The organism is Chloroflexia bacterium SDU3-3 (assembly GCA_009268125.1).
Classification (GTDB): domain Bacteria; phylum Chloroflexota; class Chloroflexia; order Chloroflexales; family Roseiflexaceae; genus SDU3-3.
Window position 1 is genome coordinate 99,209 of sequence record WBOU01000019.1, and the last position, 15,751, is coordinate 114,959.

Annotated in this window: 11 protein-coding genes; 6 read left to right on the forward strand and 5 right to left on the reverse strand. The window is 59.4% G+C overall.

From position 1 onward, the window contains the following. The first annotated feature begins 44 nt into the window (after nt 1–44). Nucleotides 45–440, forward strand: coding sequence for a hypothetical protein (locus tag F8S13_23790; GenBank protein KAB8140498.1), 396 nt, complete (start codon nt 45–47; stop codon nt 438–440). Between the two features lie 81 nt (nt 441–521). Here the strand turns inward: F8S13_23790 and F8S13_23795 are convergent, their stop codons facing one another. From F8S13_23795 to topA, 5 genes are all read right to left on the reverse strand, one after another. After that, nucleotides 522–1,808: a hypothetical protein gene (locus F8S13_23795; protein KAB8140499.1), complete on the reverse strand. Its 1,287-nt coding sequence runs from the start codon at nt 1,806–1,808 to the stop codon at nt 522–524. Nucleotides 1,809–1,917: 109 nt separating this feature from the next. After that, the gene (locus F8S13_23800) at nt 1,918–2,109 is read right to left on the reverse strand and encodes a hypothetical protein (GenBank protein KAB8140500.1); all 192 of its coding nucleotides are present in this window, start codon (nt 2,107–2,109) and stop codon (nt 1,918–1,920) included. Nucleotides 2,110–2,191: 82 nt separating this feature from the next. Next, on the reverse strand, nt 2,192–3,640 hold the full coding sequence (gene pyk, locus F8S13_23805) for a pyruvate kinase (GenBank protein ID KAB8140501.1): 1,449 nt from the start codon (nt 3,638–3,640) through the stop codon (nt 2,192–2,194). Nucleotides 3,641–3,715: 75 nt separating this feature from the next. Beyond that, nucleotides 3,716–4,339: a ComEA family DNA-binding protein gene (locus F8S13_23810; GenBank protein KAB8140502.1), complete on the reverse strand. Its 624-nt coding sequence runs from the start codon at nt 4,337–4,339 to the stop codon at nt 3,716–3,718. Between the two features lie 240 nt (nt 4,340–4,579). After that, nucleotides 4,580–7,054, reverse strand: coding sequence for a type I DNA topoisomerase (gene topA / locus F8S13_23815; GenBank protein KAB8140503.1), 2,475 nt, complete (start codon nt 7,052–7,054; stop codon nt 4,580–4,582). A gap of 412 nt (nt 7,055–7,466) precedes the next feature. Here topA and F8S13_23820 point away from each other — a divergent pair, with 412 nt between their 5' ends. The 5 genes from F8S13_23820 (at nt 7,467) to cpaB (ending at nt 15,722) form a co-directional block, all read left to right on the forward strand. After that, nucleotides 7,467–8,027: a pilus assembly protein gene (locus F8S13_23820; protein KAB8140504.1), complete on the forward strand. Its 561-nt coding sequence runs from the start codon at nt 7,467–7,469 to the stop codon at nt 8,025–8,027. 11 nt (nt 8,028–8,038) lie between these two features. After that, entirely contained in the window at nt 8,039–9,031 is a 993-nt protein-coding gene (locus F8S13_23825) for a pilus assembly protein (GenBank protein ID KAB8140505.1), read from the forward strand. A gap of 35 nt (nt 9,032–9,066) precedes the next feature. Continuing rightward, nucleotides 9,067–11,652: a hypothetical protein gene (locus F8S13_23830; protein KAB8140506.1), complete on the forward strand. Its 2,586-nt coding sequence runs from the start codon at nt 9,067–9,069 to the stop codon at nt 11,650–11,652. Between the two features lie 303 nt (nt 11,653–11,955). Beyond that, complete coding sequence (locus tag F8S13_23835) at nt 11,956–14,472, forward strand: hypothetical protein (protein ID KAB8140507.1); 2,517 nt, start codon at nt 11,956–11,958, stop codon at nt 14,470–14,472. A gap of 224 nt (nt 14,473–14,696) precedes the next feature. Then, nucleotides 14,697–15,722, forward strand: coding sequence for a Flp pilus assembly protein CpaB (cpaB, locus tag F8S13_23840; protein ID KAB8140508.1), 1,026 nt, complete (start codon nt 14,697–14,699; stop codon nt 15,720–15,722). Nucleotides 15,723–15,751 lie beyond the last annotated feature (29 nt).

Here is a 15,751-nt window from a genome sequence, read left to right on the forward strand (position 1 = left end):
GGACAGCGTTTTCCGGACCTATACCCATTAAGGAGTGAGTAGCGATGAGCTACGCGGACAAAACCCTCGCATGTCGAGATTGTGGGAACGAGTTTGTGTTTACGGCGGGTGAGCAGGAGTTCTACGCACAGAAGGGCTTCACCAACGAGCCGACCCGGTGCCCGGCATGCCGCCAGGCGCGCAAGGCTTCCTCTGGTGGTGGTGCCGGTCGCAGCCGCGACAGCTACGGCGGCGGTCGTGACAGCTACGGCGGCGGTCGTGACAGCTACGGCGGCGGTCGTGACAGCTACAACAGCGCTCCTCGCGAGATGCACACCACGGTCTGCGCCTCGTGCGGCGGCCCCGCTACGGTGCCCTTTGTCCCCCGTGGGGACAAGCCGGTGCTCTGCTCGGACTGCTTCCAGGCACAGCGCCGCACCACCAGCAACTCGCGCTGGTAAGCCGAGTCGGTAAGTACATAACAGCCAGCCCAGGGCGCACATCTCTTTTGCACCTTGGGCTGGCTTTTTGCTGCCCTGGGCCTAGCGCGCCACCATGGGCAGGTAGGCTCGCGCCGGGAAGAGCGGCGTTCCTGTCAGCTCGCGCAGCACGCTGAAGGTGGTGCGCACCTCGGCTGGCTGGCCCTGGGCCTGGTAGCGCACCCCGTCGGGCCGCGAGGCGTCGGCGGTGAAAGGGATGCGCACCATGCCCCACTTCTGCGCGTTGCTGCCCTCGGCAGGCGCAAAATCCTCATATTTAAACCAGAACACGTTTGCGATACGCGGCTGCTGCGCCAGCGTGGTGTAGATGTCGCGCACGAACGCGCCCAGCTGGCTGGGGTCGTTCCCCGCAAACGCTAGGTTATACCCGATCTCGGTGATCCACAGCGGCTTGCTGGGGTCGTAGGCATCCAGCACTTTCAGCATGCGCTGGATGCCGGTGTCCACATACACCTGCCTGGGCAGCGAGAGCCGCACCTCCTCGGGGTAGGGGTGGTAGCCCACACCATCCAGCGGGTAGTAGCCATAGCTCTTGTAGAAGCTGGCGAACGAGCTGGGGTCGCTATAGATCGCGGCGAGATACTGGGCATCAGTCAGCTTGATGGTGGATGGCTTGGTGGGGTCACCAGTGCCGCGCGGGTGTAGCCCGCCCAGCACGATCTGCGACTGGCCGCAGCCGTGGGACTCGCCCGCAGGTGTGCCGATGCCGTGGCAGAAGCGGTAGAATTTGGTCATCAGCCGCCCGGTGATCGTCGGCTCGATGCCCAGGCCGCTGGGCGGCAGGCGGTTCTGCTCGTTCAGCACCTCGTAGGCAGCTATGCGGCTGCCGTAGCGGTCGGCCACCATCAGCGAGCGGTCGAGCCACTGCTGCATGAAGCTGTTCACGCCGCCGCCATATTTCGAGCCGCCCACCATGCATTCGGCCTGTAGGCAGTTGAGATCCCACAGGTTGCGGTCACGCACCACATCGAAGGCCAGCAGCGCCAGCACCTTGAAGCCATGGCGCGGCGCGACGGTGTTGATGAAGTAGTCGTGCTTGGCGAGGTCGCCCTGCACGTCGTCGCCCAGATGGATCTCTAGGCGCACCCACTGTACCCCCGCCATTGCGAGCATGCGCCCCATCTCATCCTGAAAGGCGGCGTTGGTAGCGGCGGGGTTGGCGGGATCGGATCCGAACTCGTAGAAGGGGTCGCGCACCACCATCCCAACGAAGCTGGCGCGGGAGATCTGCTGGGGCATTCCGCCTCGGGCGGCGGCGGGGGTATCTGCGCCCGCCAAGGTGCTGGCCAGCATGAGGAGCAGGACAAGGCCGAAGGTGAGACGACGCATACGGGTTGGCTTTCCAGTGGCCAGGTCGGCAAGCGTCGCGCTGCCCCTGTGCCGTCGCTGTATGAGTAGGTATCTGCCAACCTAAACGTTACCTGCCGTATCCTTTTGCCTACTCCTTCGGTTTCTGATCCTCGATCGCGCGCAGCCGTCGCCGCAGCCGGATGGCCAGGGCGATCATCACCACGTTGATCAGCACCACGCCGAGCAGCAGCAGGATCGGCCCGGCGAGGCCCTTTTCCTCGTTCGCCTGCGCTAGGGGTAGTTGTAGCAGGCCGATGGCCCAGTCTGGTAGTAGTACCATATTCATAGTTAGAGCTGGGGCTACGATTCCGCCCGCCTATTGCTGCGGGCTGTTGCCGACCCGCAGCGTCCTCCTTCCTAGGCTAGTCCTGGGGGCGAATATCAAACACCTTGAGGAAATTGGTCGCGCCACGGCTGGCGATCGGGTGCCCGCCGGTCATCACCAGGCGGTCACCCACCTTGGCCATCCCCCGGCTCACCACGATTCGTTCGAGCATGGCCTGCAGGTCATCCAGCCGCGAGGTGAACTCGCAGAGGATCGGCTCGATGCCCCACACCAGATTGAGCTGGTGGTAGACCTTCTCGTTGGGCGTGAAGGCGAAGATCGGCACCTCGGGGCGCAGCTGGGCCACGGCCCGCGCGGTGTTGCCGCTCATCGTGAAGGCGACGATCGCCTTGATCTTCAGCGTGTGGATGATCGCCACCGAGGCCGCGCTGATCGCGTCGGCGATATCGCGCCGCGGCTCGATGAACGAGGTCTTGCGCGCATCGATGTGCACCGGCAGGATGTCGCCGCGCCGCTCGCCGCTCTCGGTCACATCGGCAATCCTGGCCATCATCCGCACGGACTCCAGCGGGAAGCTGCCGTTGGCCGTCTCGCCGCTCAGCATCACCGCGTCGGTGCCGTCGATGATCGCGTTGGCCACGTCGCTGGTCTCGGCGCGGGTAGGGCGCGGGTTGCGGATCATCGAGTCGAGCATCTGGGTGGCGATGATCACTGGTTTGCCCACAGCGTTGGCGGCCTCGATCAGGTGCTTCTGCACCAGCGGCACCTGCTCGGTGGGGATCTCCACGCCTAGGTCGCCGCGCGCCACCATGATCGCATCCGAGGCATCGAGGATGGCGGCCAGATCATCCAGCGCCTCGGGCTTCTCGATCTTCGAGACCAGCGGCACATTGTAGCCAAGTGCGGCCATGCGCTCCTTGGTCTGGATCACATCCCTGGCCCTCCGTACAAACGACAGCGCGACATAATCGACGCCGTGCTCAAGGCCGAAGGCCAGATCCTCCAGGTCTTTCTCGGTCAGGGCGGGGGCGCTGATGTTCACGCCGGGCAGGTTGATGCCCTGGTGCTCGCGCAGCTCGCCGCCGAAGATGACCTCGGTGGCCACCTCCACCTCATCCGAGTGCAGCACGCGCAGCTCGATCAGCCCATCCGAGAGTAGTACACGGTCATTTGGCTTCACATCATGGGGCAGGGCCTGGTAGGTGGTGCTGACACGCTCGGATGTGCCGTCTACCGGCACGGTGGTGATGACAAAGGTGTTGCCGGGAATGAGGATGACCGGCTTGTGGTTGACCAGGGGGCCAGTGCGGATCTTGGGGCCCTGCAGATCCTGCAGGATGGCCAGCGGCTTATCGGCGCGCTTGGCCGCCTCGCGCAGCAGCCGGATCCACTCGGCGTGGGTCTCGTGCGAGCCGTGCGAGAAGTTGAGTCGCACCACATCCACCCCGGCCTCGATCAGCTGCTCGATGGTTGCGGGGGTGCTGCTTGATGGGCCGATAGTCGCAACAATCTTGGTTCTTCGCATACGTGTGTTGCTATCTAGCGCCTAGGCGCTTCTATGGTGATGATAGGGCAGCGCTCATATCATCTATTGGCCTTCTTATGGGCCAATAGTTATCAGCGGTGCTATCTTATCATACACGTTTTTCCCTAGTCCATTGACATGTTGCAGATCTTCTATCTTTTGAAACGCGCCATGCGCAGTGCGGTAGTCGATAATGTTGCCAGCCATCACCTCGCCGATCCCTGGCAGGTCTTCCAGCTGGGCGGCGCTGGCGATATTGATGTTGAGCTTGCCGCCCTCGCCTGCCGCGCTGGTGGCGGGAGGGGCGCTGCCGAGCTTGGGAATGTGCACATGCTGCTCATCGCTCAGCCGCTGGGCCAGGTTGATCTGGGCTGCGTCGGCCTGCTCGCTCAGCCCACCGGCGGCCATCACCAGGTCTTTTACCCGCGCGTTGGCGGGCAGCTGGTATGCGTCGGGGTCCATCACCTCGCCGCTGATCGATACGACGATCTCGGGGGCGAGGGTGGCGGTTGGCTCCTCCTCCTCGTCCTGGCTGCCCTCTAGCTCGCTGGTGGGAAGGCTCACGGCCTCACCAGCGCTAAACGTTGCGCCCGACGAGCGCTGCCCAAGCAGCAGCAGCGCGCCGAGCGCGGCCAGAACTAGCACGATGCTGGCGATGATGGTTGGGCGTTGTCGCAGCCACTCGGGAAGCTGATCCATCACAGGTGTGTGCTCCTACGAAGATACGAGTAGCGGGGAGGAGGCGTGGTGGGGTGGAGCCTCCATAGCCATTATGACAGAAGAATAGCTGGGCGACAAGGGTAGCGCAGAAGCGGTTTCAGCCGCTCTAGTCAATTATTTTGCCTAACAAAATACTGTGTGAAAACGGTCATGGGGCAAAAGAAAAGAGCGGCAGCGTAGGCGCTGCCGCTCTCGCTCTCGATCTGAAGATCTGCGGTTCTAGCTGGCCTTGCGCGTGCGCACTGGTTTCTCGGCCTCGGCTGGCTTGGCGGCAGGCTTTTTGGTCGTCGCGGCGGGCTTTTTGGCCGCAGTGGCCTTGGCGGCAGGCTTCTTGGCCGCAGTGGCCTTGGCCGGTGCTGCTTTGGCCTTGGATGGTGCGGCCTTGGCTTTAGCGGGCGTGGTGGCACGCGCTGGTGCGGCCTTGGCCTCGGCTGGCTCCGCATCGGGGCGATAGTTCGCCACCTCGGCTAGATCATTGGTGATGTAGTCGCACTTCGGGTAGCGGTTGCAGCCGTAGAACGGGCGGCCAAACTTGCCGCGCCGCCGCATCAGCTCGCCCTCGGTGCACTTGGGGCAGGCCACGCCGGTCGGCTCGGGCAGCGGCACCGGCTTGCCATCCTTGCCGATCCGGCGCGTGTTGGCGCACTCGGGGTAGCCACTGCAGCCGTAGAAGGGGCCAAACCGGCTCTTCTTCAGCACCATCGGCTTGCCGCACAGGTTGCACATCACATCGCTCATCTCGGGCGAGCTGGCCGCCTTGAGCTGGATCTGGCCGTCGGCGTTGCGCTCGAAGTCGCTGGTGAAGTCGCATTCGGGGTAGCGGTTGCAGGCCAAGAACTCGCCGTTCTTGCCAAATTTCACCGCCAGGATGCCCTCGTGGCACTTCGGGCAGACGATCCCGCTCAGCACCTCCTCGCGCTTGATATTGCGCATCTCAGATCGCGCGGTCTGCAGCGTCTGCTCGAACGGCACGTAAAAATCGCGCATCACCGGTACCCAGCGCTTCTCGCCGTCGGCGATGTCGTCGAGCTGCTGCTCCATCTCGGATGTGAAGCTGTAGTCGACGATGTTGGCGAAGTGCTGCACCAGCAGATCGGTCACCACGCCGCCCAGCGTCGTTGGGATGAGCTTCTTCTCCTTGATCTCGACATACTCGCGATCGACGATCGTTGCCAGCGTTGGCGCATAGGTGGAAGGGCGGCCAATACCCAGGCGCTCTAGCTCTTTCACCAGGCTGGCCTCGGTGTAGCGCGGCGCTGGCTCGGTGAAATGCTGGATGGGCAGCAGCTTCTGCAGGTCAAGCGGGTCGCGCTCGGCCAGCGGCGGCAGGCGCTTCTCGGCGTCCTCATCCTCCTCGCCCTCGTCTAGGGTCACGTTGTAGACCGCCAGGAAGCCGGGGAAGCGCAGCACCGAACCGTTGGCGCGGAACACGTACGGCGCGGCACCCTCGCCTGCCTCCTTGCGGGCGGCGATGTCCACCGTGGTGCTGTCGAACACGGCTGCCGCCATCTGGCTGGCGATAAAGCGCTTCCAGATCAGGTCGTACAGCCGCATCTGCTCGCTGGTCAGCACGCTGCGCAGCTGCTCGGGCAGCCGCCTGCTGGAGGTGGGGCGGATGGCCTCGTGGGCCTCCTGCGCGCCCTTGGCCTTGGTCTTGTAGAACGGCGGCTTCTCGGGCAGGTAGTCCTGCCCAAAGCGCTGCTCGATCACCACGCGGGCCTCATCTTGGGCCTCTCTGGCCACGTTGAAGCTGTCGGTACGCATATAGGTGATCAGGCCCACCACGCCCTCGTCGCCGCCGATGTCGACGCCCTCGTAGAGCTGCTGGGCCACGATCATGGTGCGCTTGGCGGTGAAGCCCAGCTTGCGCCCGGCCTCCTGCTGTAGTGTGGATGTGGTGAAGGGCGGCGCGGGGGTGCGTTTCTTGTCCTTGCGCACCACCTTCTGCACCACATAGCTGGCCCCGTTCAGGTCGTCGACGATCGTCTTGGCGGCAGCCTTGTTGCCGATGGCGAACTTATCCAGCTTCTTGCCCTGCCGCTCGATCAGGGTAGCGCGGAAGATCGCGCCCTCCTTCTCGCTGGCGAACACGTGGCGGCGCAGGTCGGCCTCGATCGTCCAGTACTCCTGGGGCACAAACGCGGTGATCTCGCGCTCGCGCTCGACCACCAGGCGCACCGCCACCGACTGCACGCGCCCCGCCGAGATGCCACGCTTCACCTTCTCCCACAGCAGCGGCGAGATCTTGTAGCCCACCAGGCGGTCGAGCACGCGGCGGGCCTGCTGGGCATCCACCAGGTTGTTGTCGATCTGGCGTGGGGTGGCGATGGCCTGCTGCACGGCGTTGCGCGTGATCTCGTTGAACACCACGCGGTACACCGGCTTGCCGCGTGGCGGGCTAGCCGCCTGCAGGATGTGCCACGCGATCGCCTCGCCCTCGCGGTCGGGGTCGGTGGCCAGGTAGACCGCCTCGGCCTCGCGAATGGACTTCTTCAGGGTCGAGACGACTTTCTCCTTGCCCTTGGCGATCTCGTAGCTGGGGGTGAAGCCGCTGTCGACATCGACACCCAGGCCGCTCTTGGGCAGGTCGCGCACGTGGCCCATCGACGCCTCAACCCGGAACCCGCGCCCCAGGTATTTCTGAATGGTCTTGGCCTTGGCGGGCGACTCGACAATCACTAGTTTATTGGCCATACGCAAGCTTTCATGCTGTTCGTCGGATCTGGCGCGGCCCACAGAACGGGCCACGCCGCTATGTCTCTACGAGGTGCGGTCATATTTCCCTGCCCGCAGGGAATAGGGCCGCACCATCTATGCGGCGGGCGCGCTGGGTCGGCGGCATGCCTATCGGTGAATCGTAGAACTCGCTTCCCAGTGCGTGATACTTCTCCATGGTGCGAAAAGGGAGGGTTGTTGGCCCTCCCGAATAGTCGCACGAATGCGCCCACTATAGCTGCCTCCCCCACGCTTGTCAAGGGTATCTTCTTTATAGAGCTGCTGTTTTTCGCTCGGTCGGCGCAATTTTTGACGATGCGTTTGGCCGCAGTGTTGCGCCAAAAACACCTTTTTGACCCTTCAGGACTATCGGACTATTTAGCCCCAGTACATGGTCTTCTATAATTTGAAACAGAACGTTCGAACTTCGGGGAGGAATGTCGTTATGCGGCATCACACACACAAAGGCCAGTCGATTGTCGAGATGGCCTTGCTCTTACCACTTATGTTGGTGGTGATCATGGGGATCATCGATTTCGGCTGGTATGTGTATGGCTATGCCACGGTCTATATGGCCGCGCGATCTGCCGCAGAGGAGGCGACCATGCTGCCGCCTATGACCACCCGAGTGGGTGTGGGCAAAACCCCCGATATGACCGATGTCTGCGTCAGCAGCATTGTGAATAAAGTGGTGCAGACCGGGCCACTTTTTGCCGATATCGGTAGCCCAAACAACATCGAGATCAGCTACCCCACCAGCATACGGGCACCAGGCGAGCCGATCCAAGTCAAACTGACCTACACCATCCGTCCGCTGACGCCGCTCTGGCAGATGGTGCCGATAGGCAACAAGGGTGCGTACAAGGTGGTGATCGCCACCCGCCGCACCGTCGAGGTGTTGGGTGAAAATCCCAAGAACTACTATTCTCCTAATCTAACCGCGTGCAGCTAGTGAGGTTCGCTATGCGACAGTTTTCAAAATCCCAGGCGCAGGCGATGGTCGAGTTCGCTCTCGCGGCAACCCTTATCTTCTTCCTTCTGGCTGCCGCCATTGATTTGGGCTTCCTGTTCTTTACCAAACAGGGCCTGACCAGCGCCGCTCAAGAGGGTGCGATGTATGGTAGCAACAAGCTCAAAAGTAGGACAGGCGGCGGGCGCGAGCTTGACTATGTAACCATTCAGTCGCGTGTGCGCTATGAGTCTGGCGATACCGGCGGCAATGGTATTAGCAATCTGCTCGATCTCAACAGCAACGGCAAGGATGATATCAAGCAGGAATCGGGCGTGATCGATTCGACCGGTAAGACGGGCTACATCAAGGTGCTCTCGCTGGCCGACAATAATGTCAATGGTAACCCAACCGATGATGGGGGCGCGCTCTGCGAAGACCCCTCCAAGAGCACCGTGCCCTGCTACGTGTATGTTTCTGTCACCAAGGTGCATAGGATGTTCTTCCCGCTGTCGCCATCGTTCGATAACTCGGTGAATGTGACGAGCAGCTACTACCTGCTGATCCGCGATAGCTTCCGTACTGGCTCTGGCACTGAAAACTATGGAACACCCACCGCGACGCCGAATGCGAACCAGCTGGTGATCGAGCCAGATGTGTTTAGCTCAACCTTCACCGATCTGACCAAGATGCCCTGGACGTTTAAGGCGTATGACAAGGGTGTGGGGACAAGCAATGGTGCTGGTATCCAGAATGTGCAGATCACCTTTGCCTTCCCAGGGGGTAGCCCATCGCTGCCGAATGGTGCTGACTCGGCGGTTCCCTACTGCGTGTTTGGTGGGGCGACCTCCTGCAAGTCACTAAGCCAGACTTCGCTGATCTCGGCTATGGATACGAATAGCGAGAAAAACGCGTTGAATGGCAAGACCTTTATGATCACTGTCACGGCCACTGGCAACAACGGTGTCTCGGTCAGTAATACCTTTACCACGGTCTATAAGAAATAGTTTCACTATCAACCCACCACTTCAGGAGGACGAGTATGAATCTTCTACGGCGTAGAAGGGAGTCCGGCCAGAGTATCCCGCTCATCGCGCTGATGATCGTGCTGCTCTTCGCGATGGTTGGCCTCTCGGTGGATGTCGGCAATACCTATGCCGAACAGCGCACCGTCACGCGCGGCACCAACGCGGCTGCAATCGCAGGTATGGATTTCTTGGTCAAGGGCTATAGCGATGAAGCGATTGGCCAAAGCATCCGCGAGTCGCTAAAGTCCAATGGTGTCAAGCTGGATACCGATGATGGCAGCCCGCGTACGCTTCAGGCCAACTACCTGAATGTCGAGGGTAAGGTCATCTCGAACTGTAATATTGGCGAATGTACGACCGTGAACATCACAGAAGCTCAGTATATCCAGGTGAATGTGAAAGGCACGGTTAGCACCTACTTCGCACGGGTGGTAGGTCGGCCCTCGCTGCCGGTCGATTCGACGTCGTGGGCTGGGCGCTGCCCGCCGATTAATGGCGTCTACCCGCTTGCAGTGTGGCATACCACCGTTGATGAGATCAATGGCGTGATGAGGGCGCCGACCCCGGCCGAACTACACAAAGGTAATTCACTTGACAAAGAGTTTGGCACCTATTCCGATGGGGTGTACAAGAACAAGTTCTGGCGGCGAATCTGGCTGAAGGACTCGGGTACTGCTATGGGCGCGGGTAGCTTCTCGCTCCTGCGCTGGAACGCCAATGACTCATCATCGGATGTGCCTGGCCTAGCCGCCGCCTTCACTGGTGCTGGCACGCTGGCTAGCACCTTCAAAGAGGTGACTCCGCAACCCCCAAGCGATACCCCACAGCTCGCTGGCTATCCATTTTCGCCTGGCCAGTTGACCATTGGCGACTGGATCGCAGCCGCACCCGGCGCGAAGTTCCAGAGCAACGATGTGGGCGCTGCGCTGAAGAAGCTACAAACAGAGCGCACTACCCTTATTCTGCCCATTATCAGCTCTGAAACGGCTATCAATAATGCTAACGGTAATGGGGGTGGCACCAATACCGCTGTGAAGCTGAAGAGCTTTGGCAAGTTCTATATTGGCAATCCCGATGGCAACGGCGGTATGAGCCAGCAAGGCGGCGCTAATGCATATATCGACCTGGTCTACCTTGGGCCAGCGAACGACATGCCCTGTCTGGTGACTAACGTTGACCCGGTGGATGGCACCACTACGCCGCCCCCCCCTGGTACAACTACTCCGCCCCCTGGTATTGAGGTCACCATCCCGTTCCAGGTGAACCCGCGCTGGCAGACCGAGAGCGAGCCTGCTGACCCGATCGCCTACCAGCTGGTCATCGACGTCTCTGGCTCGATGGTGTGGGACTTCTATGGCAATGGTACGCTTGGCGGTACGATAAAAGCCAACGCGAACACCTCTGGCGGCACCAACTATCGCTGCGAGTGGTCGGCCCCCGAAACACAGTACACCTATAGGGAAAACTGCAGCGGTCCGACGTCGCCTTGGTGGAACTACAAAGAGCGCCGCATCTACACGACCAAGGATGCGATCCGCACCTTTATCGGCGGCCTTGGCGCGAACGACACCATGCGCTACACCGCATTCAGCTCGGGTCGCGGCTATAGCGGCAATGCCCTGGTGGTGCCGAGCAGCGGCTATACCAACAATAAAGCGACGCTGCTCAGCGAGCTTGATACGCTTGGTTCATACAACAACGATCCGTACATCACCAATGGTGGCACGCCTGGCCCGCAGGCGCTGCAGATGGCGCGCACGGTGCTTTCCACAGCCCCCAGTGTTGCTCCTAACGGCCAGAAGTACCGTGATGTTATCATCTACCTGACCGATGGTGTTGCCAACGTGTTCCTGAGCGGCACGACAAACTATGCAACCGATATCTGCCCTCAGAGCGCAGGTTGGTCGCCAAATAAGGCGCAGAACACGCCTGACCCGTGCCAGATCGGCTACTCGGCATCGGCTGGCCAGAACCGCCCGATCACCGAGATGGTCAACCAGGCCAATCTGCTGAAGGAGGCCAACAAAGAGTCGCAGATCTATGTGATCGCGCTGGCCACTGTGGCAACCGATGGCCTGTCGCAGGTTGCCTCGGCCCCGTCGATGCTCTACAAGGCCAACGAGCCTGGCTTTGTCGGCTCGGTGATGGAGGCCATCCGCAAGCGCGTGAACAACACGAACTGCATCTCGAATGGTGGCAGCCGCTACTATGATCGTATCGATGCTTCCCATCACTCAGATCTGAGCGGTAGCTACGCACTGACATCAGAGCAGTTCGGCAAGGTGAAGATCTACAACGATAACGGCACGTCGGTTATCGCCGAGGTTCCGATTACCCACGATGCCGCCAGTGGCAAGCTGGGTATCAAGACCAACCTGCCGCCAGGCAACTACCAGATGGCCGCCTGGATTGGATACAAGGGCGGGGATGAGCCAACGCCGATCTCACGTATCTATCAGGCGCTATCGTGGAACAAGATCTCGTTCTCAAACAAGCTCTCGTTTGCGGTGGTGAAGGATAGTTCGCTGAATAGCAGTATCATTCTGCCCACGGTCTACGTAGACCTTGAGTCGAATCAGAACGTCTGCCCCGTCAAGTAGGGGAGTAGCGGCTCAAGAACCGAGTTCCGAGCGTTTGCTCGGGACTCGGTTCTTGTCTCAGATGCGCACTGTTGGTCTATCGCATTCGTATGCATACCTGTACGCAGCGCATCAGAGGGAGTTGGGTGTCAAAAAACGCTTGATCAGCTTTATCGATCCGATGCTTCTGCTATATGGCAGCGTAATTGAAGAAAAATTGAAATGTTTGAATAGCATTTTTTGCTTTTTTATCTGATACACTCCCGCTACAATACTATCCGATCTGTTGTCCCTATTGGCCGGTTTCATTCAAGGAGCTACGCAATGAGGTGGAAATCTGCATCACGCAACGCAGGCATGATGCTGCTGGTAAGCACCTGCCTGCTTCTCTCCACTGTGCTCACGCCACAGGTTGCTGAAGCAAAAGTGAAGAAGAACCTAACGGTAAATAATACAATTAACCAGTTTACCGAGGGCACATTTCAGCGCGCCGAGATGACAACCTACGAATCTACCTCGGGTAGTGCCGCAGCGCTCGATGACAAAGGTGGGGTGCAGGTCACTCCTATTAGCATCTTCAAGTTTCAAGAGAATGCGTCGGCCCACTCGCTGCCGAGAAACTTGGCACGCATGGGTATTGCTGTGGTGGGCACCCGTATCTTTGTGATCGGCGGCATTGCCCATGTCAACGGCTCAAGCACCTATGAGACAACCGCCGAGGTCTATTCGGCCGAGGTGGCTACCACCGCAACGGCAAATCAGGCTATCGGCGAGTTTACCTCTGATTGGGTTGCTGAACCTTCTCTGCCAGCTGTTGTATCCTCTGGTGATACTGGCTTCACTGACCCTACGGCGGTAGTGAACTCGCCGGCGGTGGTGACCGCGACCGCTGGTGGCAAGAGCTACATTTATGTGATTGGCGGTAACACGCGCATTGGCGAGAGCGGTCGCGACTTTTCGAGCTATGCGGTGCGCCGCGCCACGATTGGTTCGAATGGCCGCATCAGCACCTGGGAGAGCCTCTCGAACGCGACTATCCCGCTGATTAACCAGCTTTCCGGGTTGCAGGGCGCATCGGCGGTTACTAGCACGATTAACGGTACGACCTATGTGTACCTGATCGGTGGCCTGCAGCGCTATCGCGTTGATCAAAATATGGTGGAGAGTGGCTCGAAAGCAGTTTTCTGGGCCAAGGTCGATAGCTCGACTGGCAAGCTTGTTAAGCCATCCAATCCTTCGCAGGAGGGCTGGGATCGTGGGGCCGACCTGGATCTTCGGGATGATAGCGGTGTGGATGCTGCTGGCCTCTGGGACGCCGCCGCAGTATCCGGCGCATACGATGTCACCAACAACTTGTATGGTGGCCGTGCGATCTACGTCTTTGGTGGTCAGACCGTATCAAATAACTTCCCTGGCAACCCAGGTGCTGCCTATAATGCCGAGGTGTACCAGATCTTGCCCAGCGCAACTGGCTCGCCCGACAGTGGCGACTGGACGAGTGGTACACTGCCCTCGGCACGCGTTGGGCTAGGCGCAGTGACCTTTGGTGGTAAAAACTATCTGCCCGGCGGGGCTGTGGTGGATGGATCCGCGCTTAACCCCCAGAACGACATGCTCATGTCGATCGTTAATGACTTTCTTGAACTGCCTCCTCTGTCCGAGAATGGCTCAAACTTCCTCGCGGATGAAGATGCATTTGCTACCGCACGAGCCTTCCATGGTACAGCATTGGTGAAGGTGGGCGAGTCGGCATATGTGTATGTGCTGGGCGGGCAGTCTACGGCTGATGGCAACAACCCCGTTTATACCAGCGACATTCGCTATGGCAAGATCGGCGGCGAGCAGAAGCAGCTGGTTGGTTACCCGCGTGATGGTTGGTACTACAGCAATGTGGTCGACTTCAACTTTTCGAATGCTGAGGTGCAGAACATCCGCTGGGGCACCTACTTTAGCGATCCCAATAATGGCGATATCGAGATTTCGTATCGTGTGGCGAACGCCAACACCTGCAGCGATCCGGGTTGGACCTTTAACGACTGGAAGCCAATAGATGGCAACTCTGGCAGCTCCTTCTCCCAAGAGGGCGCAAATGAGGTAACCCTGGATACCGCCGAGGGTCGCTGTTTCCAATATCGTGCTCGACTTGTTAGCCTCAAGAATGAGCCAGAATACTCGGCGGCCCTGGGGGCATCTACCCCGACGCTGCTCTACCTCTCGCTGCTGATCTTGCTGCCGGGCAGCCCGGATATACGCGCAGATCTTGATAAGAAAGATATCGAGGCGGTCTTCAACGCCGACAAGCAGCTTATCGGTTTCAATGTGCGTATCCGTAACCACAATGATAAGGAAGATCTGCCGGTAAATGGAGGCTATGAGCCAACCCAGAATGCCGATTCGGATGGCTCGGTTGGCTCCTTCTTTGTCGATATCTTTATCTACAAGGATCAGGAGCCAAGTTCACCGCCAACTATCCCTGTGCAGTCCGATACACACGATATCGGCTGTACAACAATCCCAACATCGCGGATGACAGCCAATCAAACTTATCAGATCCTGTCGTGGGCTGATATCACCACCGATCCCAACTGTACGTCGAACAACCTCAATCTGCTTAGCTACTTTGCCAAGAACGGACGAGGCACCTACTACGTGTATCTGGTGGTCGACTCCTACTGCGATGATACCAGCGGGAATGGGATTGCGAACGGCTGCATCGATGAGACCGATGCGCTGAATGGTGAGTCCAACAATGTGATCAAATATTCATTCACCTTGAATCCTACCGACCCTGAGATTCCTGTCGTCTCCTACGATCTGTCGCTGCCAATGATCAGCAAGTAGACCTGAGAAAAACATCCACTCTGGTGCTCGTAATAGCACCAGAGTGGATGTTCTGCTGTGTCTAAAAGTAAAAATTGGTACCGTGCCTGGACCTTAGTACTATAGACCAATAGGTGTTTTAGCCCTTCTCTATAGGCTATTCATCTTTAAGTGCCTGTGCTATAATTGCCACCACAGGTACCTCGCGCACCGCATTTGTGTATTGTGAAGAAAGGTCATCTCTCATGAGGCGTGGAGGCCAGCTGATTTTGCTTGTGGGTCTTCTCTTGGCTGTAGTGGTCGTAGCGGTCATATTCATGTTTGGGAACGGTCTTTCTGGCCTGACTGGAAGTAGCCAGGAGCAAGTCCTTCCTCCCACGGCTATTCCTATGCAGCGTGTGGTGGTTGCCCGGGTAGACATTCCGCGCAATACCCTCTTGACCGATACCGAGTCGCTGCTGACCGAGACCGAGATCCCTGAGACTGAGTACAGCAGCCAGGCGAACAAATACTTTACCAATGTCTCCGAGCTCACGGGCAAAGTGACTATCTCTGCAGTGAATGCGACCCAGCCGATCATGGCAGATGATGTCACCGACGCTGGTCTCTCCTCGCAGATCCCGCCGGCTGCCGAGGGCCAGCCGCGCACCAAGGCGATCTCGCTGATGGTGAACAACCTGACAGGTGTTGCCGATGAGATCACACCAGGGGATTTCGTCGATATTATCGCATCTTTCAATGTGTCGCGCATCTACCTCCGTCCAGGGTTTGATGAGCAGGGCCTGCTTAAGATCGTTGAGGAGCAGTTTAACGGCCAGTCGACGAAGACTCTGATCCAAAATGTGCAGGTGCTGAGGATCCGCCATGCTGAAGCGGCCCCTGAGGGCACTACTACCCCAACAGCCGAGGCGCAGCTTGATGAGAGCGGCCAGCCGATCAGCCCGGATGGCACCACCAACACGACCACCGAGGCAAATGGCCCTGGCATTACCCCCGGCTCGTGGCTCTTGATTGTGGCGATGACCGATCAGCAGGCCGAGATCTTGAAGTACTCGCGCGAACAGGGGAATGGCATCACGCTGGTGCTTCGTGGTCGCGGCGACAATACGGTTGAGGATACGCGCGGTGCCACCCTGGATCTGCTGGTCAGCAACTTTGGTCTTCCGCTGCCAGTTCCGGCGGTGCCTGCAGTGACTGAGAACAACGCGCTGACTCCAACACCGGCAGGCGCTCAGCAGCCAGCGGCACCAACGCCCACGCCGACACCGTAGTTTCAGTTGCAGATGCCGTAGAGAGCAGG